The sequence below is a fragment of the Methylobacterium sp. 190mf genome (assembly GCF_900107945.1).
Taxonomy (GTDB): Bacteria; Pseudomonadota; Alphaproteobacteria; order Rhizobiales; family Beijerinckiaceae; genus Methylobacterium.
The window spans coordinates 13,344-32,187 of record NZ_FNVI01000040.1; the positions used below are offsets into that span (position 1 = coordinate 13,344).

At 59.7% G+C, this 18,844-nt stretch carries 16 protein-coding genes and 1 tRNA gene; 8 read left to right on the forward strand and 9 right to left on the reverse strand.

Annotated elements, in window-relative coordinates:
- Positions 1-29: 29 nt before the first annotated feature.
- Positions 30-314 (forward strand): helix-turn-helix transcriptional regulator, encoded by a 285-nt coding sequence (locus C4T42_RS28965; RefSeq protein WP_103986350.1) that lies wholly within the window; start codon positions 30-32, stop codon positions 312-314.
- On the opposite strand, the gene C4T42_RS28970 is transcribed toward C4T42_RS28965, so the two are convergent.
- Both C4T42_RS28970 and C4T42_RS28975 read right to left on the reverse strand, forming a co-directional pair.
- A complete protein-coding gene (locus tag C4T42_RS28970) occupies positions 244-948 on the reverse strand; it encodes a hypothetical protein (RefSeq protein WP_146074063.1) in 705 nt (234 codons plus the stop codon). The two genes, C4T42_RS28965 and C4T42_RS28970, sit on opposite strands and share 71 nt — an antisense overlap.
- A 1,061-nt stretch (positions 949-2,009) precedes the next feature.
- Entirely contained in the window at positions 2,010-2,333 is a 324-nt protein-coding gene (locus C4T42_RS28975; protein ID WP_146074064.1) for a hypothetical protein, read from the reverse strand.
- 844 nt (positions 2,334-3,177) lie between these two features.
- On the opposite strand from C4T42_RS28975, the gene C4T42_RS28980 reads away from it, so the two are divergent.
- The 3 genes from C4T42_RS28980 to C4T42_RS31685 all read left to right on the forward strand — a co-directional run bounded on the left by C4T42_RS28980 (position 3,178) and on the right by C4T42_RS31685 (position 5,805).
- Positions 3,178-4,319, forward strand: a protein-coding gene (locus C4T42_RS28980; protein WP_103986353.1) for an IS3 family transposase whose coding sequence is annotated in 2 segments (ribosomal slippage) — positions 3,178-3,445 and positions 3,445-4,319 — 1,143 coding nt in all. Because the reading frame shifts where the segments join, the coding sequence is not laid out codon by codon here.
- Between the two features lie 65 nt (positions 4,320-4,384).
- Positions 4,385-5,272: a hypothetical protein gene (locus C4T42_RS28985; protein WP_103986354.1), complete on the forward strand. Its 888-nt coding sequence runs from the start codon at positions 4,385-4,387 to the stop codon at positions 5,270-5,272.
- Positions 5,248-5,805, forward strand: a complete 558-nt coding sequence (locus tag C4T42_RS31685) for a hypothetical protein (protein ID WP_146074065.1) — start codon at positions 5,248-5,250, stop codon at positions 5,803-5,805. The genes C4T42_RS28985 and C4T42_RS31685 overlap by 25 nt, the downstream gene beginning before the upstream one ends.
- Before the next feature lie 1,271 nt (positions 5,806-7,076).
- On the opposite strand, the gene C4T42_RS28990 is transcribed toward C4T42_RS31685, so the two are convergent.
- From C4T42_RS28990 to C4T42_RS32165, 3 genes are all read right to left on the reverse strand, one after another.
- Complete coding sequence (locus tag C4T42_RS28990) at positions 7,077-7,310, reverse strand: hypothetical protein (RefSeq protein WP_103986355.1); 234 nt, start codon at positions 7,308-7,310, stop codon at positions 7,077-7,079.
- Positions 7,311-7,416: 106 nt separating this feature from the next.
- Positions 7,417-8,196 carry a sugar transferase gene (locus C4T42_RS28995; RefSeq protein ID WP_103986356.1) on the reverse strand — a complete coding sequence of 260 codons (780 nt, stop codon included), beginning with the start codon at positions 8,194-8,196 and terminating at the stop codon, positions 7,417-7,419.
- 1,509 nt (positions 8,197-9,705) lie between these two features.
- Complete coding sequence (locus C4T42_RS32165; protein ID WP_181049243.1) at positions 9,706-9,927, reverse strand: hypothetical protein; 222 nt, start codon at positions 9,925-9,927, stop codon at positions 9,706-9,708.
- 425 nt (positions 9,928-10,352) lie between these two features.
- Between C4T42_RS32165 and C4T42_RS31690 the strand changes: the two genes are divergently transcribed.
- Positions 10,353-10,904, forward strand: coding sequence for a hypothetical protein (locus C4T42_RS31690; protein WP_146074067.1), 552 nt, complete (start codon positions 10,353-10,355; stop codon positions 10,902-10,904).
- A 647-nt stretch (positions 10,905-11,551) separates the two neighbouring features.
- Positions 11,552-11,842, forward strand: a complete 291-nt coding sequence (locus C4T42_RS31695; RefSeq protein WP_146074068.1) for a hypothetical protein — start codon at positions 11,552-11,554, stop codon at positions 11,840-11,842.
- A gap of 34 nt (positions 11,843-11,876) precedes the next feature.
- Here C4T42_RS31695 and C4T42_RS29010 read toward each other — a convergent pair.
- From C4T42_RS29010 to C4T42_RS29025, 4 genes are all read right to left on the reverse strand, one after another.
- Positions 11,877-11,952: transfer RNA gene (locus C4T42_RS29010), tRNA-Ile, on the reverse strand.
- Positions 11,953-12,028: 76 nt separating this feature from the next.
- A complete protein-coding gene (locus C4T42_RS29015; RefSeq protein ID WP_103986359.1) occupies positions 12,029-12,556 on the reverse strand; it encodes a hypothetical protein in 528 nt (175 codons plus the stop codon).
- 690 nt (positions 12,557-13,246) lie between these two features.
- The gene (locus tag C4T42_RS29020) at positions 13,247-14,035 is read right to left on the reverse strand and encodes a sugar transferase (RefSeq protein ID WP_244603308.1); all 789 of its coding nucleotides are present in this window, start codon (positions 14,033-14,035) and stop codon (positions 13,247-13,249) included.
- 1,310 nt (positions 14,036-15,345) lie between these two features.
- Entirely contained in the window at positions 15,346-16,551 is a 1,206-nt protein-coding gene (locus C4T42_RS29025; protein ID WP_146074069.1) for a glycosyltransferase family 1 protein, read from the reverse strand.
- Positions 16,552-17,427: 876 nt separating this feature from the next.
- Here C4T42_RS29025 and C4T42_RS29030 point away from each other — a divergent pair.
- Positions 17,428-18,582: a glycosyltransferase gene (locus C4T42_RS29030; RefSeq protein WP_103986361.1), complete on the forward strand. Its 1,155-nt coding sequence runs from the start codon at positions 17,428-17,430 to the stop codon at positions 18,580-18,582.
- 62 nt (positions 18,583-18,644) lie between these two features.
- The coding region (locus C4T42_RS29035; RefSeq protein WP_244603309.1) for a sugar phosphate nucleotidyltransferase at positions 18,645-18,844 on the forward strand (200 nt) is incomplete at its 3' end.

The window sequence follows — 18,844 nt, forward strand, 5'->3', positions numbered from 1 at the left end:
CGGGCACGGGCCCGGCGCAGAAGGAGGTCATGATGGTCCAACCGTTCGCGCGAATCGCTCTCGACGACACCCGCCTTACCCTGACCGTCCGGGAGCAGGAGATCATCCGGCACATCGCACAGGGCGCGCAGAACGACGGCATCGCCTACGAGATGGGCATCTCGGCCAATACGGTGAAGACGCATATCGGCAACATCATGCGCAAGTTCGGGCTCCACAACCGGACCCAGATCGCCATACTGCTCACGCCCCGCCTGGTGACGCCAGGGCCTGCGCGGCACCCGCGCGCCCTGACGTCCCGGCCCGTGCCGTAGCGGGCGATGAAGTCGGTCGCCGGCCGGGCTCCGCCTGGGCGCGACGGCGGCGCTTGACGGGGGCGGGACGGGGGAGGAACTGCTTTGGATCGGGGCGGGCCTCCTGGTCGGGATCGGCCGCCGCGTAGGCGTCGGCGCCGGTGAACCCGGCCGCCCGCTGCGCCTCGGCGCCGGCCCCCGACAGGCAGCGCACGCCCTCGACGGCGAGCGCGAGGGCGACATCGGGATCGTTGCACAGGATCTGCGTGGCCGCCACCCTGTGGCCAAGGCTGTACAGGGTCCGCGCGTAGAGACGCAGGTTGCAGCCCTTGTCGGTCAGGGTGCCGCCGATGGTGAGCCCGAGCCCGGGGCCGGAGCCACCGACGCTGGCGCTGCCGAGGCAGCTCTCGATCCCGGCGGCCGCGAGGCCCGGCGCCCACACGCCCGGCGTATTCCGTCCGCTGCCGCTGCCGCCGATGCTCACCGAACTCGACGAGCCCGCCGCGGCGGCGGCAGCCAGCGCGTTGTTGCTGCCATTGCCATTGCCGTTGCCATTGCCGGCGCCAGAATTGCCGATCCCGTTGCCGATCCCAGACTGGGCCTGTGCGGCGGTGGTCATCAGGAGGGCGATGGCAAAGGGGAACAGGCGACGCACGGACAACCTCACCTCTGCGATGCGCATGGAATGCGACGCAAGACCCGCGCATCGTTTGGGAATCGCGCCGCGAGGTCAATGCCAGCAGAGGTCCAGATGAGTAATGAACGGCCGGAAACCTGCGTGTTGCGGAAGAATTCGACCGCATGCGGCAAAAAGGCCGCTCTCAATGCTGGTTGGGCTGCATGCCTGTTGGCGATCGACCTCTACGCACCTCGTTCAGCTGGCGCGGCACGCAATCCGCGGGAGAACAAGCCCTACGTAAATTGCCTCCGCTCGGAGATCGGCCGGAGGGATCAGATCTGCCGTGGTTGTCGCCGTCACAGGATCATATCGTCCACACTCGAAGAGGCGTGGGTGTTTGACATAGGTAACCGATCCACAGTGCGTATCGTTGTCGCCATGATAAATTTATGGAATAATACCGAAATGCCTGACCGCAAGATAGGTAGAATATAGGACCGCCAATCCCGCTGCCGAGACCGCGCACACGACAAGCCAGCGATCAAAATGCTCAGCGTCGCAATCTGCCTGAGTTGTCGCACAGGATAGGCAATACACATGTCCATTCTTGATCTCGCTTCCGCATGACCGGCATGCGCTAATAGCCAGAGATCTCTCGTCGGCAGTCATTTTGCGTGCAAATAGTCTTTTGCCGCCACTCCAGAATCGGACGGATCTACCATGCGCAATCAGTCTCATTTGAGCACTCGCAACCTCATGCCGAGATACTGCAGCGATAGAATACTAAATTCTGATAATTTGGCGGCAAAAAGGTCAGCAATCGCACCTTCGCCCACGCCGAGCTTAACGAGAAACCATGCTGAGAGACGTTCTCGCCGCTGCCTGCCCGCAGACGGGACGTAGCAGAAAGTAGTTTCTTCCAGGTGGCAAAAACCGCTGCGCGCCAAGGTCAAGTAAGACGCTGTCTCTCCGCAGGTATGGATCGCGGGCAGATGGTCGTCAAGGAGGGCCGCGATCGAACCAAGAGGATTCTCAAGCGGGCTCCGATGCTTCTCCGCCAGTGTTGACCGTTATCGACGCCCAGCGATGCTCCGACCTCAAGGCACCAACAAACGCCGCCGCACGCTGTCGAGCCCGCTGAAGATGTAGGCCGTCAACCAACCAACCCCGCAGCCTGCAGCCTTGACGTAGAAGTCGGGCAAACGTCCGTGCCGGCTTGGCTGAAGTGTCTGAGCGGCCTCGAGTACGCCCGCGGCTGCGACGGCGAGGAGAAGGACCAAGAGGCGCTTGCGTGGGTAGCCGACGCAGAACACGAGCGCGAACACAGCATATGCGCCCGCGCGTTCGATCCAGACCGGTTCGCCCGAAATGGGACGTACGCCGATTGGACTGACGGTCACGATGACGAGGGCCGCCAGCATGAGCCAGCCGAGGAGACGTAGGGATCTCTGCATAGGTCGGTTTGGCACAAGCGGCGTGTCGGAAGTACGGCGTTTGCAACCTTCAAGCCGACGGGCCGCAGGGCTGCGGCTTGGCGCCATCTTTGTTCAAGAGCCGCTTGAGGCGATGTCCTCGCGCGAGGATACCAATGCCGGCGGCCAGAGCGGCTGCCCCGAACTCGCTATCTATCAATCGAGATTGTGAGCGACGTCAAGTCAGGCGTTATCGCCCACATTGCGCAGTTCATCAGAACTGTGAGTTGACAGGTATAGCCGCGCGATCGGTCATTAATCATAATCCCCAGATTCGCATGTGAGTCGCGCTCGATTGCAGAAAAATACGTATTGCGCACATGAGAACCGTATAGACATCTGCATATTAGATGAAGTTCGACCGTTGGCATCACAATGAACTGCGTAGGTATAATATACGCTGCTGCCGCAGCGCTTTGTCTCTGTAGCCCCGCGCTAGCAGGAAGCGGCAACGCCCTCGCCGGCGGGTGGAACGGAGAATTGTCGGGTGCGGGACTGCGCGTCGGAACGCCGGTGCCGACAGTCAACGGTAGCGGCACTCCGGCTCGACAAGCTGCTGCGCCGTCTTCGTACAGCTCAGGCGGTTCATTTCTCGAGTTCGGGTCTGGAGGCGGCAGCGGTCAAACCTCGGGCGGAGCTCCGTCACCGGAGGTGAATGCCGGCCTCGGCCTGCTTCTGGTCGGTGGCACGGTTGCCTTCCTTCGCCGCAAGCGCGGTCGGCTGGTTTTGACCTGACCGGCTGGCTTTGGACCGAGCTGATTGAGAGGATCAGCGAGGACCGAAGGAGTCGGACATGCGGCGAGGTCAGAAGACGAACGCGGAGCAGGTGGTGCTGAAGCTGCGCCAGATCGAGGTGCAGACAGCCCAGGGTAAGAGTTTAGCCCTTGCATGCAGGGAGGCGGAGATCTCCGAGCAGAGTTACTACCGCTGGCGCAAGGAGTACGGCGGCCTCCAAGTCGATCAAGCCAAGAAAATGAAGGACCTGGAGCGTGAGAACGCTCGGTTGCGCCGGCTCGTCGCCGACCTTTCTTTGGAGAAGCAGGTGCTGGCGGACGTCGCCTCGGGAAACTTGTAGCCCCCGAGCGACGCCGGCAGGCGGTGGACGGGATCCGGGAGAAGTACGGCCTCTCGGAACGTCACGCCTGCCGGATCGTCGGCCAACACCGCGGCACGCAGCGCTACGTGCCGACCGTGCCGGCCGACGAGGATGCGCTGACCCGGGCCATCGTTGCCCTGGCCTCCGATTACGGGCGCTATGGCTATCGCCGCGTCACCGCACTGCTGCAGACAGGCGGCTGGCAGGTGGGCAAGGACCGGGTTCAGCGCATCTGGCGTCGCGAGGGGCTGAAGGTCCCCAGCCGCCATAAACCCCGCAGCCGCCTCTGGCTGAACGACGGCTCATGTGTGCGACTACGGCCGCTCCACCGCAACCACGTCTGGAGCTTCGACTTCGTGCAGGCGCGGACCCACGACGGCCGCAGCTTGCGCATCCTGACGCTCCTCGACGAGCACAGCCGGGCTTGTCTGGCGCTGAAGGTGGCGCGACGCATCAACAGCCTCGGCGTGATCGAGGCGCTGGCCGAGGCGATGTGCCTGCATGGCATCCCGGAGCACATCCGCTGCGATAACGGCCCTGAGATGATCTCGAAGGCGCTGCGCAAATGGGTCGCCAAAGCTGGCTCGCAGATCCAGTACATCGCGCCAGGATCCCCGTGGGAGAACGGGTGCTGTGAGAGCTTCAACGGCAAGCTTCGTGACGAGTGCCTACGCCAGGAGATCTTCTACTCGTTGAAGGAGGCACAGATCGTGATTGGTCTATGGCAAACCACCTACAACCGCGTCCGACCGCATTCGTCGCTGGGCTATCGGCCACCTGCGCCCGTCAGCTACCCAGATCTGGCCTTCCGGCTACCCATGACCGCGACCATGCAGTAGCCTCTCAATTGGCTCGGTCCAAAATACCGGTCAGGTCATTTCGCCAGCGACGTAACGGCGAGTTGATGTTTGACCGTGTGACCCCATCGCGGATCGGCATCGTCAAGGGCACAAGTGTTTGGGCTTCTTGGCCGTTCGTTCCAAGCGCGGCCTGGCTCGTGTCGATTTTCTCCTGCGGTACTGTCCTGTCGGTTATCCTCCAGCGATACCTGCTCGAGCCGACGCAGACAGCGCAGCACATCGTCGAATTTCATGTCGGTGAGGCGTTTGGCGTCGCCGCGAGCCTGTCCCTGGTCCTTGCCAATCCACGCAGATCTGTGTCGCTGACAAGAGCGGACGCGGCCATCCTGGTGCTGTCAGCGCTCATGTGGTTTGTGCCGGAGCAGCATGGAATCTACCTTGCCACCACCCTCGCCGGCATCTGGTTTTGTCTCGCAAGGCGCTCCGATCGACAGTTGGTGAGCCTCGGACAAATATGGCTCGCGCTTTCGATCTACGAGCTGTGGGGCAAGCTTCTCTTCAAGCTTTGCTACCAGATGATCGAGATCGTCGAATTGAGCCTGATCTGCCGGATTGGTAGATTTTTCTACGACGGTCTCGGCGTTGATGGGCCACGCCTCCACGTTCGTGGCGATTGGTCGATTGTGCTACTCGAGGGCTGCTCCTCATTTCACAACCTGTCGCTGACGGTACTGGTGTGGCTATCCATCCTGAAGATCGCCAACCGTTCGTGCGATGTGGCGGCGTTTCGTGCGCTTGGCGTCAGCGCCGGCCTCGTCATTGCGATCAACATCGCGCGCATCCTGGCGATGCTGCCATCGCGCGAAGCTTTTCTGTTCTGGCATGACGGAGCAGGCTCGTCTTTGGTCGCGCTCGCATCCGTCGCGGCGGCCATCGTGCCCATTCTGCTTCATGTGGAGAGGCGTGCATGCGAGCTGAATCGCCAGAATTAATGCCTTGGGCTCGCAGCAGCATCGCGATATTGTGTCTTCTCTTGGCTGCCTCGGTACTTAGTCGGATCCACACCTACCGTATACAGCCCGAAGGCGGAGGTGTGGTAGCCTGGGAAGCTCCGAGTGGTTTCGTCGACCTCGGCGACGGCATCCTGCTGCCTCGCGACGTCGCGCAGCCTATGATTTTACCGATAGAGTCTTGCTCCTCATCGGCTTCCGTCTACTTTGCCCAGGTCAGCCCCTATGAACCGGACCCGTCACTCCTCGGCCGGCCGCGACCTGGGGATCGTGTCTTCTACGTCTATCGCGGCTGGCATTTGGGAAACCGTTTCATCAATATCAGCCTCAATTTGATTTACTTCTCGCGGCGCGCATATGCCCGATGGAAGATGCAGAAAATCCCCACCACTGAGGATTTCGCTCTTAAATTTATCGTGCCGTCCAGTTGCAAGGCGTCGCCTGAGGCAGTGATGGCCGTTTTTCGAACGACCCTCCAGCCATTCGTGTTCCCAGCGGTTCAAAGTCGGGGTTGAGGTCCTTCAAGGAGTCCCGAATGGGAGATGCGAAAACATCATATTCGGCCGGGCATCTCCCGATGACGCTCGCTAAGCCGTTACTCCTGATGATCCGAGCCGGCGGCGATTTTAACTTTACCGGTCAAGGCTCCTGAAAGCCGCTCGCCATCGGCGTAGTTGTCATAAAGGGTCGAGAGACCGCTTGGAACCGCTTGAGACCCCCCAGGACCGCTGCACCTGCGCTCGTGTCCTATAGAGCGATGGTCCCCACGAGCCAGGCGGCATAGTCGTCGTTTGCCGCTGGTTCAGTCGCAGTTCCTTCTGCCGTGAGGATCACAGGAAATTCCGTCCGCATTGATCGCAACGCTGATCGAATGGCCCGCCGCACTTGTGCTGGCCTGCCCTGGACCTCCGCCTCGATACGGAGCTTCTGAAGCTTGTGCAGGAGTGCCTCGCGGCGTGGGTCGCCGGGCAGACCGTGATCGGTCGTGAGGAGCGCCATCAACGCTCGACCCGTCGGGTCTTCGAGCAGCGTCCACATTCAAGCGCCTCTATGCTGTATGTCGCTCTATATCGGCCGTCCGCCGAATGAGTCCATAAGTACACATGCCTCAATAATTTTCATAGAGCGCGACAAGTACTGATCAGCAGCTGGCTTGACTTCTACAGGTCCGCGCAGCGAGGCAGCGATGGGGCTTTGCTCGCCTGCCGCGCCGCTAAAGATTGCCTCCGCCAACTACGGGGCGCCGCGGCGCGCTATGGGCGATAGGCCTTTGGACCGATGCACAGCTGCGGAAGGCGAAGCGTAGGCTTACCGATGCGTCCACCGGCTCGTGCCTGCTTGTGCCCCGAGAGTTCCACAGTCAGTGTGCAACAAGAAGTTTCGCCGCTTATTAGGTCCACTACCCGGCCGATGAACTTGGTCGCGAAGGCCGTCAAGCGATTCGGCGAGGAAGATTGCCTCTACCGTTGCCAGGATAACACCTATCCGTGTTCGGCAGGCCAGACGCTGTTCTGTCGGGACACCTCCGTCGAGAACGGCATGACCCTGCATTAGTAATCGGCTCGCGATCTACGTGACGCAACCCTTCGACTCGGAACGGCACCAGAAGCATGTAGAACCCAGTTCCGGACGTGGCTTGACACCTTCGCGCGCCGTTGGGCCTGAAGTCGGCAGATGAGGTGGAAAAGAATCGATCACAATGTGAGCATGACCCCTGTCGAAGGCACCTTAGTAGATATGCGCAACCCATAAATTCACACAGACGGCGCTGTGAACGGGCAGGGCGTCACTGCCTGCTGCGGAGGGGGCGCAGAAGGGCGCCGAGCAGGAAACCGAATTGCCCACAGACCAGCAGCGCCATGGCACGGCGCACCAAGCCAGAGCCTATGCCGAGATGATGAACATGCACGCCATATGCAATTTCGGCTGCGACGACTGGCAGGAAGATCAGGAGCCACCACACCGAACCGAACCGACCTAGACTCAGGCCAAGCAGGGCGTTCAACAGAAGCCCCTTCATTTCAGTCCGTTCTCGCTTAGGCTAGGCGATAGATCAACGCGGCGACCAGTTACGTCGCGGCCGTGACGTTCATGGCGGAGCGGGGCGATCGCCTGGGGAGCCCGGCTCACCTACTTCCGCGCTGAGCCAGGACGGCGGGAATGGTGCGCATCATGATCGCAAAATCCCGGCGCAGGCTCCAGCGAGTCGCATAGTCGAGATCAAGCACGACCCGCTCGGAATAGGTGGTGTCGGAACGACCCGAGACCTGCCATAGGCCGGTGACGCCCGGCGGGACGGCAAAGCAGGTGGTGAACGCTCGGCCGTAACGGGCGACCTCAGCCGGCACGATCGGACGCGGACCCACCAAGCTCATCTCACCGCACAGCACGTTCCAGAGCTGCGGCAGCTCGTCGAGCGAGGTCTTGCGCAGCACTTGTCCGATGGTGGTGATACGCGGATCGTCGCTGAGCTTGTGCGTGGCCGCCCACTCGATCCGGGCCTGCGGGTTGGCAGCGAGATGGGCAGCGAGCACGGCATCACCATCTGTCACCATCGAGCGGAACTTCAGGCAGCCGAAGCGCTTCCCGTCACGACCGATGCGCATATGGCGGAAGATCGGCGCCTTGCGATCTCCCACATAGACCAGGGCGGCGATCAGCAGCATCAGCGGCAAAAGGAGAGCCAGTGCCGTGGCAGCCACCCCGATATCCAGGCCACGCTTGACCGCCCAATCCAACCGAAGGCCCCTGGCAACGAATGGCGGTGAAGGTAGAACCGCCTCAGCCACCGCTTCCGCTGCCTCACTCACTTGCTCGACAACATGATCGGCCACGTCGGATAACTCTGCTCGATGCTGCGGTGCGATAACACCGTTCGAAGAGGAGGGCTCGGCACCACTCGGCATGGTCTCAGCTCCTTCGGCGAAGCCAGAGCGTTTGGTTAAAAATCTCTTGTTGCGGCGCTTATAGCGACCGAATCCCTCTCTGGCAAGCGGTGCGGCAAGATAATACGCATGTTAGCATTGGCAAAATCTGTATAGGATCGGATCCGAACCTATAATAGTTCGAGAACGTAATCTATCCTAAACGACGTATTGGAGTAGGTATTAAATACTGAGGCCTATATACTCGTATGTATTCGTTTTTCCTGCCGCATGTTCACAGATAGCTAAATTGTGCACTGCGATCGTCAGCTTTCTCTGTCTCGTTAAGGGTATTTGGTGCAAGCGCAGCGCGTAGACGTTTGCACGCTGAGTACAGCATGAAGCACCTTAAACGGGCTGGGAACCGAAACCGTTGCAGCGACAAATGGAGTATCGCTGTCAGAAAGGCGTTCAAAGCTGCCGTAGCATGACGCCGCTGCTGATGCTGTGCGAACGATTCTTGGTGTCCCAGGCGACCAATGCGCGATGTGGACGAAGGGCTCACGCGGGGTGACAACGCGAAGCTCGACCCTGGCTCGGACGGTCTGCATGCTCCGCGACGTAGCCGACCCGGCCTGACTCGCTGCGATCGTCGGCGACTTACGGCGCGCTCTTGCTCCGCTCTCGTTCCCAGAGACGCGGCCGATTGCTCCTCCGTCTGGCAGCTTTAGGATAGCACAGGACCTTCGAAGCCGGAGAAGCGGGCATCTGACATTCTGGCATTGATGATTCGAGCGGTGCTGGGCGTCATGCCCAGGTGCGTTCCGCCTATCTATCTTTGGTTGTAACGGTTTGGCATGCTTCTTTTCGAGAGGTGGGAATGCGCCGGGACCGGCGACGAACCGCTCTGATGCACGTGAGTATGAGCCCCGCCAAGAAAGTCCCCGCGGTCGCACCCAGCGGAGCGACTAGAAACGAGTACAGGCCGAGCCAATGCCAAAAGCCGATTAGAGTGATGACACCACTGAGCAGGCTGGCCGAGACTAGAACAAACATGGGCGGATCTCCGGCGGCGCTCCAGTCTCGCTGCTTATCAAGATCGTAACCGCTTCCATGCGGCCTACCTCGCAAAGGCAATAGGAACACTTCCGAAGCTGTTCCAGTCCACAAGCCCGTTTCGGTTAACGCTGCGCGGCATCGGCGCCGCCGGCCCGATTTTCGTCTGCCTGAACAAAGCTCGGGCTTTGCGATTAGCGAGAGGCTGTATCCCCCAGCCGAGGCTCATCCGGTGCGATGGCTCGAGCCCTCTGCAGGGCAGCTGAAAACAATCTGCGACTTGGACGGCGTAAGTGGCGTGCCGATGCACGGCAACGGCGGCCCGTCGGTCACGCGTTAGGATCTCGGCGCCGGGATGATGGTCCACCCAACTCGCGAGGGTGGCTGCCTCCCGATCGACTTGTAGGTCGACAGCGTGGCAACGCGATTGGTCGGGCGATCCGTGCCGTGGAAGACGCAAAAGCATGTCACCGCTCGTCCGGATGGAGGAACGCTTCAACTGCCAGGCTTCGCCTCCTTCGCGGAGCGCGAGGCCGAGGTGATACTGAAGGCAGCCGAGCCGATGGGTTCGTCGTTCCCAGAACATCGCCGCGTTCGGCAAGCGTCCGATAAAAGCTGTGGTGAGGGCAGCGGCCGACTGAAATGCGCCAGCGCCAGCGCCAGCGCCAGCGCCAGCGCCAGCGCCAGCGCCAGCGCCAGCGCCAGCGCCAGCGCCAAGCCCGGACTGCGACGCGTACAGGCAGCCCCTACCAGGGCAGGTCGGCGAGGGAGTGGGTGTCGTGCCCGTGCAGTCGCGCGAAGGCGTGACCGCATGTTGGACAGGCGCCGGTGGCGGGATGCGTACGGGTATGATGATCAGGCGATCAGATTTGGGTTGGACGTGATCGACCAAACCTGCAGGAATGAAGGGCAGAGAGCTCTTGATCATGCCTTTGGGGTGGGACCGGCTTCCGACCTAAGCGCAGCGACCCATCGACTCGGGGCAACACCAGAAGCACCGACAGACCCAGTTCCGGATGCCGCTTGAAACAGCATACTCAAAAGAGGTAAACCTAGCGGCGCATCTATACCGCTAATTGACTCAAAGCCGGGTCGCCAACAGGCTGTCTATGCCCGAGAAATAAGTTGATGGTGGCTGGCATATGAAAATACTGCGCACCGTTTTGCTGGGTTTTTCGGCCCTTTCTGCTGCTGTTTTGATAGCATTATGGGTTGTTTCTGGCCGTTCCTTTGACACGATTTTATTTGCAGCGATCGGATTTTTATTATTAAACTGCTTTTATATTTCTATATCGCGACCGACATTGAAAACTAGTGATATCCTTTCACAGGCTTCAAGCAGTTTAGCCGTCGTTTCATTGGAACTGCAGAACCAGGCCCGTGAAGCACGAACTCGAGAAGTAGAAGCCGAACAGCGGCGGCTCGTTGTAGCTGAGCACAATCATTACAAGCTGCAGGTAGCCAAAGACGTGCTCCAGCACTTGCGCCCAAAACTGCCGCTGGACCGAAACGGCGAGGCGGTGCCTCGGAAGCTCACTCCTCAGATATCGTCGGCGCATGATGCAGCTGTTGCGCGGCTTCCCGCTCCGCAGCCGGTCAAGGATTTTCAACACTTAAACGGGTACAGACCTGTCGAGAAAACAACTCAGCCCGTTGCCCAGGTAGATCCGGCACCCTCGACTACCATCATCTAAAGCAGTGTTACGCAAATGATTATCTAGCGCAATTCCTCAGGCTGAGCGTCAGCGTCGATCACTTGAAATTCAAGTAATTTTTTACGTGCCAGAACGGCCGCTTCTAAGCTACCTTGGTCGAGGTGGTCCGGATATCTATCGTTGGCGGCAGACCTAGGCCGGTCTATCACGAACGCGCCGAATTATTTGTATTGATTCTTGCAAAAATGCTAAAATACCTAATCTGTGTAGGTGTTATAATGTCAATGGCCGATATCGATGGCATCGTCGACTTTGCTGCGAGTTCGGAAGTTTACTACACTCGGTTGACGGCAGAAGTGCTACCGAGCTGACCATTGCGCGGGCTACTTGCGCGGCATTGCGAGATCGTGCCGCGGCCCGGAATGCGCTTGCTCTACTCTGCTTGACGAGCCCCGTCGCGGGACAGATCAGCCGCCTGAAACGGGCGACATGCGCCAGTGCTAAATTTGATTCGCTCCGTACCTGCGTCGTCGCGGCATAGGCAGCCCGCGCCGGAATTGCCAAAAGACCCGATTCTGAATCTCGCTTAATACCCGGATTGTAGGGACTTGGTAGGAGCGTTGGCCGTATGCCTTCCATAGTCGAACCCGAGCCTTAGCGCCGCATTGTGCCGGCGGAGCAAAGACATGAACACCGCCCGCCTCGCTATCGCAGCCTTCGCCGTTTCGCTGAGCCTGAATGCCGCAGAGGCGTCCGATCCAGAGAATACTAGCAGCATAGCTCAGTCTGAAACGGTTGAGATCGCGCTAGGGGCATCCATCGGCAATCCGAATAAGAAGTCCGGACTGGAGGATAGCACCGCTTCGGTCGTCCTCCCCAAAATGAGCGTAACTGCCGCACCCACCCGGACGTTGAAATCTTTGCCGCCGCTGGAGCCACTCCCGAAGTGGGATCCTCGCGTCTGTGTCGGCTGCTGACCTGATGTCAGCAACGTCTTCGGGGCGCAGAGATTGGTGGGCCCGGCAGGACTCGAACCTGCAACCAGACCGTTATGAGCGGTCGGCTCTAACCGTTGAGCTACAGGCCCTTGCGTCCGCAGAGCCCTCGCGGGCCCACGGGCGCGATCGATGCCTCGTTCGAGAGCGACAGAAGAATAATCAGCCTTACTCGGCCGCCTCAGCCTTACCGCCGAAATCGTGGTCGTTCTCGCCGTCGCCCTCGTCTTCATCATCTGAGGTATGGTTGGCGGCAGGGGTCGCAGCAGGAGTGCCGGAGTGGTAAGTGTCGCCGTGGCGCTCAAGTTCGCCGCTGCTGGACATCACGCTCAGGTACGTGGCGAGGGTATTGGCGGCTACGTCCGTGAGGCGTTCCGTGATTTGAGCATGCGTCAAACCCTCAGGTCCGGCGTTCTCTAGAAGCGCCTTCAAGCGTCCTTTGGCGGAATTGGCGCGCGGCCCACGGGGACCGCGGGTCCCACGAGGTTGATCGTCGCTTGCAAACGCGCGGCGCCGCTTCGGCTGATCCTCGGTAGGCTCGACTATAGGCGTGCCTTCCACGATCGATGCGAGCGACCGCTCGGCGAGACGGAGCTTCGTCAGCTCGGCGCTGATCCGCTCAAACTCAGCCTCGAGGGACCCGCGCTGCTGCCTCACGTTGGCGAGCGCCTTCGTCAAGGTGTCGTCATTTGCCATCGGTCGATCAACTTCTTCGGTTTCGGGACGTCGATCTGCAGGCGCAGTCGCTATGCGTATCAACGGAGTGCTCTCCGGCAGCCTGCTTGCAGCGTCATTTTTCTGTTACCCCAGGCTCCAGACGACCTTATCATATCCCTTCTCTCCGAGGGCAATAAAGGAGGTGTAACGGTACCGTAGGTCACATGCCGGCTAACGGCATGGCCGAGACGTTCGCGCGAACCTCGAAACGCGACTCCGTGCGCGCCTCCGGCCTCATGGTTGTGAGGGTCTGCTCCGTGAGCTTCTCGTTTGGCTAGCCGACGCACGACAGTTACATCCGTCCTTATCGCGCAACGGGCTCCTGTCTGCTTCTACAGGTTCATAGCCCGATCAAACCGGGCACTTTCTGGTCTCCTGAGGACGGCAATCCCGGTACGAAAGCAGCGGGACAGTTGCGTGATGCGTTCTGAGCGTTTCAGGGCCGCCGTGCCCTGATCATCCCGCGCCGCACCAAAAGATCGGCGGCTCGGCACCAGATTCGATCTGGAAGCACGTACACGCGAACTATGACCCTCGCACCATTTAGGGCTACGTTGACGAGGTTGGCGCTGGCCAGCAGCGCTGGGCTGGGAGCTTCGTCGGGCTCGACATAGTCGTACCAAAGCGGGTTATCGTCATGCATGACTCGGCCCTCCCCAACCCGAGCGGTCACTTGCTTCCGCGTTGTTCGAGGACAGCCGGGATGGTGCGCAGCATGATGAGAAGATCGCGGCGCAGGCTCCAGCGCGTGGCGTAGTCGAGGTCCAGGGCCACACGTTCAGCATAGGTCGTGTCGGAGCGCCCCGAGACCTGCCACAGCCCGGTAACGCCCGGCGGCACGGCGAAGCAGGTGGCGAACGCGTGGCCGTAGCGGGGGATCTCTGCCTGAACAATCGGGCGCGGGCCGACCAAGCTCATCTCGCCGCGAAGCACGTTCCAGAGCTGCGGCAGCTCGTCGAGGGAGGTTTTGCGCAGCACCTGCCCAATCGGCGTGATACGCGGGTCGTCGGTGAGCTTGTGGGTCGCCGCCCACTCGGCCTGGGCCAACGGGTTGGCCGCCAAATGCGCGGCGAGCACGTCGTCGCCATCCGTGACCATCGATCGGAACTTCAGGCAGCCGAAGCGCTGCCCACCGCGGCCGATACGCATATGACGGAAGATCGGCGCCTTGCGGTCCGTCGCCCAGATCATGAAGGCGATGAGCAGGAGCAGCGGCAGGAGCAGGAACAGCGCGGTCACCGCCACGCTGACATCCAGTCCTCGCTTGGCCGCCCAGTCAAACCGCAGCTTGCGAACGACGAACGGTGCCTCAGGCACAATCTTTTCGACGGCCACATCCGCGACCTCGATTAAATGCCCCGGCGCTTGCCCGATCACCTGAGCAAGGCCGCCAGCATTCAGCGCCTGCTGCATTGCGATATGGCCGCCGAGGTCATGGTAAACGTCTGCCTGCTTCATGATCTCTTCTTCGCAATGGCGGTGCGGTCGAAAGTCAATAACGGGGTGGTTAATAAGTTCTTAAGCTGCCTGTTAGGTAGAGCACGCCCCGCTTCTGGAAACTAGGGCGTTTCAAAAAAACAGACTAGATGTGGTTAAAATCCCAGAAGTTGTTGTCATTATGGCGCTTCCGTCCGGCGGCGCTGTGCCCTGATCCACGTAGTCGGTATAAAATGCGTAGCAACGTTGGCGGGTGCAGCCTAAGGCTGCATCGGGCCGGCTATTTTTAACGCGTGCAGCGCACACAATTTTAGCAGCCTTGAGCTGCGGAAAGGTGTGGTTTACGGCCTCGTTAGGTTCCGGTGCCGATCGGGCTAGATCGCTGTCCATTTTCAGCGGATTAGCGCGAAGGCGGCTTGCACACGCTCGCCGTGCTCCGCCGCGATCTTAGCCGATCTGAAAAGATGGCCATCCCACTCGGCCAGTGGATGGATAGGATCTCGCCTAGCGCGGAATGCCCATTGTTATCTCCACCTTGACCCTTGAACGCCGCTTCTCGGTTCCGTCCTTGTGTCTCTTAAGCGGGAGGTCGTGCACGTTCACGTTTTGCGGATCCGGCGCGGCGCGTTGATTGGACAGCACCGTCTCCAGTCGATGCTGTTGCCGAAGCGCCTCAGCTTGCCTTGCATTAACTATCCTGCGTAGTATACCGACGAAGCTAGACAGTTGCTCACCGCTGTGCCCTCACGTGGCGAGGCCGCAGCTCTTCTTAGAGAGGCAGACAGCACCGTGAAGCGGATAGGAATCTGCGTGGCAGTGTGCTTGCTGATGGGCGGCTGCTCGCACCTGCTGAACGTGCCGACGACGTACACGTCCTTGCCGGATGACACTGCGGTCGCTTCATCCTCGCTGCAGCTCGATGGATTCAATGGATCTATGCTCCCAGTCGTGGCGCCAGGGCAATTTTGGGGATCGACAGTCGGTCCGGCCGGCACGTTGGTAGATCCAGGCGCGGTGCTTCGGGCGTCCGTTAGAGCGCGCGCGGCCTGGACGCCGCTGAAACCCGCTGAGCTTGCTCTGCCTCCAGCTCTTGCCGTTCGCTCTCTTGGCGCAAAGGCATCTGTCGAGACCACTGATCTGACCAGTACCGCCAGTGTGTCTGCACCGACAGAAGGTAAGGCCCTGCGGTACGTGGTCGCGCAGTCATATAATCGCGAAGCAGCAATGAGTCGGTTGGAAAAAAAGGGCCGTGCGGACGCCAAGCCTATTTGCACGGGGTGCTGACTATTCATGCCAAGCTTGCCAACGTAAGAATCGCACGTTGATGGGGTTCACCCCGACATCAAATCCGCGTAAGCCTGGGCAGTCGTTTTCCACGAAAATTGATTTACTCTCTGCCTGCCAGCTCCGATCAGCTCCTCCCTCAGATGCAGGGAGCGCCGAAGCGAGTCGATATGCCTTACCCAGATCGCAGGATCGTCGGGTGCAGCTAACAAAGCCGCGTCTCCGCAGACCTCTGGCATGCTCGCTCTATCTGAGGAAATAACAGGGCAGCCTCTCGCCATCGCTTCGACTATCGGGAGCCCAAATCCCTCCGTCCAAGAGGGGAACAACAAGCACAGCGCATGATCTAACAGGAAAGCTAGATCGTTGTCGTCGATCCGGCCGGTGAACAGAACGTTCTCACCGCCCGTTACAGCGTCATGCGAGTATATTTTGGCAGAACCGCCGGCAACAATGACATCTATGCCGTCTTGGCCGAGCCGCGGAGCAATGTCCATGATGAGCCGGAGGTTCTTGTGAGGCGCGCGCGATCCTAGGACTAGTGCGAACGGGCGCTCTCCACCGCTGCGTCGGCCGCTCACGATAGAGGGAGCGGACTGGGCGAGTTGAGGTTCCCAATCAAGCGCGTGCTCGTGGCCATTGGGAAGTACGACGATCTGGGAAGCTGTCAGCGGAAGATGGTTGGCGATCTGTGTCGCTGAATACGATGAGACACTGGTTATCTTGGTTGATCTCCGAGCTATAACGGCTTGGATGAACCGATAATAGGCTCGGAAAGGCGCGCTGTAACTCTCAGGTCTGATAAAAATATTCGCGTCGTGAATGCAGACGACCTGCTTGGTCTTGATAGCTGGAGCTGTGTTGCATAGGTTGAGCAGATTCCCATGCCACCGGGTGGGGAGCGCGAATTGCTCCCATCTGTGCCCGCCGATGCGGCCGAATTGAACAAGCGGCATCCGCGACAGTTGCGGATCGGCAGCGCGGACCGGCGCGAGGATTGGTGCCGAGGCATTCAACCTGTCAAGTGTATCGTTTAGATGTCGCGCGACGTTCCAGGCGTATCTCTGAACGCCGGTGAGATCCTGAGTGAGAAAACGTCCGTTCATGGCGAACCCGTGTCTCGGTTCCATTGTGCTGTTCCTGCATTTCTTTGATTCGAACGTCTGCGAGCGATACCAGCGGTGGAAGAAGTGTGCCGCGCCGACTGCGATGGAACCATTCTGCCTGGGAGATAGGGCGACGTCATTCAGCAAGATCCGTTGCGGTATCCCCAGGACCCGGCTAACGGCCGTGTGCTAAGCGTACCTGATGGGGGAGATAGGGCAGTTGCCTTCTGGACTGACCTCGTCGAACAGCGTTGCAGAGCACGTGCGTTCTCTCCAGCAGACCCGGTCCTTCTGGGCGGTAGGGCCACCGAAGGCAGTTCCTGCGCGCGACAGCGACGTAAGTCCGTGGACTGGGCCCCTGTTCAATGATTGTCGAACTCGCAGTGCAGGTGGGGCCGTTCGCCCACGCTGAGTATCTGCGGATGTGTCGCCGCAGTAAGGTATTTTGGCGCAAGTCGGGGAGGTTGAAAGGCTGCCCCTTTCAAGTCCGTCGTGCCCAATCACGTCTACACAGGTCGACACCGCTGCCCATTGCACCTGCATTGTGCCTCGATAGCTCAATTTCACTTGCGCGAAAACATGCCAGCGCGCCGGCGTTAGAGGCGCTATCAGAACCAATTGATCGCAGCGATCAAGAGGAAATCCATAGGTTCAGCCCCGGTTCGCGACAGATATGCCGTCGGTGGGGGCGGCTCGGCGACTACTTGCGGGTTGCTCGGGCCAAAAGGCGCTGCGCGGAGCTCCGCTCGCCGACTGCCTTGGACCGCGAACAACGCGATTTTGCCCTATCGGGAGGACTGCCCGCAGTTTAGAGAGGTGGGAAATTTCCAGCCATGGTCGTATAGCTGCCTGTAAAGCCGTCTGCCTCTAGCCGATCAAACCTGTGGTCTGAACTCCTAGTAAGATGCAAGCCAGGATTTGTATATCTGAAAGGGACTGTTTCCCGGATTCGGTTTATCCGGTCCGTGCTGGGAATGTGCAAGCGCCATTGAGGGAAGCAATTCATTTGAAGGAATGCGTTTAATGAGGGTTGCGATTATACATTATTGGCTGGTCGGAATGCGAGGTGGGGAAAAAGTTGTCGAAGCCCTCTGCAATCTATACCCAAACGCCGATATCTTTACGCACGCATACGCCCCGGGCGCCATATCACCAACGATCAATGCTCATCGAGTTCAAACTTCATTCATAGGCAAATTGCCTCGCGCTACCACTAAATATAAGTCTTACTTGCCCTTGATGCCTATGGCGCTGGAGCAACTGGACCTGCGTGGGTATGACTTAATTATAAGCAGCGAATCGGGTCCCGCGAAGGGAATTATACCGCCGTCTGACGCGCTGCATATTTGTTACTGCCACTCTCCGATGCGATACATATGGAACATGTATCATGATTACCGCGACCGATCGGGTCCACTCACGCGCATGTTGATGCCGGCTCTAGCTCACTATGTCAGAAACTGGGATGCAATTTCTGCAGGCCGTGTTCACGAATTTGTCGCCAATTCGGCAACCGTGGCTCGGCGGATTGAGGCATACTATCACCGCCCGGCAACAGTCATTCACCCCCCGGTTGACACGGCGGCTTTCGAGAGGGTTCCCGCAGAGGAGATTGGCGAATTCCACCTGATGGTCGGCGAACTCGTTCGCTATAAGCGACCGGAATTGGCCGTCGAGGCGTTCAACCAAATGCGCAAGCCTCTCGTCGTGATCGGCGGCGGCGAGATGCTCCGGGAACTCCGCGGCATGGCTGGGCCTCACGTGACGATTCTCGGTCCGCAGCCCTTCAAGGTTCTAAAGCATCATTACGCCCGGTGCCGTGCCTTGATTTTCCCAGGGGAGGAAGATTTCGGTATCGTTCCCTTGGAGGCCATGGCAAGCGGGCGTCCAGTTATTGCTTATGGCAAAGGTGGCGTCACAGAAACGGTCATTGACGGTGTGACTGGCAGCTTCTTCTATGAGCAATCTTCCGCGGCGCTGATCGATGCTGTGCGCAGGTGCGAAGCGATGATGCCGGATCCGGATCGACTCGTGCGTCGCGCGGCCGAATTCGGCGTTGATCGCTTCTCAGAAGAGATAGGCCATTTTATTAAAGCGGCTCTCAAAGGCAGGGCGACTTCCAACGAAGGCCAGCGAACGACGAGTTGCACTCATATTTCTGAAGATCTAGTTCGGTGAAGTGTAATCGACTACAACATCAAGATTCTAGAAATTTGCTGCGTTTTTGAGGATTTGAAGGTATGTATGAACGTCCTGCGTCTGTTTATCCGGTAGTTTTGGGCGGCGGGACGGGGACGCGGCTGTGGCCGGCATCGCGGGAGAGCATGCCCAAGCAGTTCGCCCGTCTGGTCGACGCCGAGCGCTCGACCTTCCAGGCGACGCTGGCGCGGGTGTCGGACGCCACGGTCTTCGCCACGCCCACCGTCATCGCCTCGGCCGA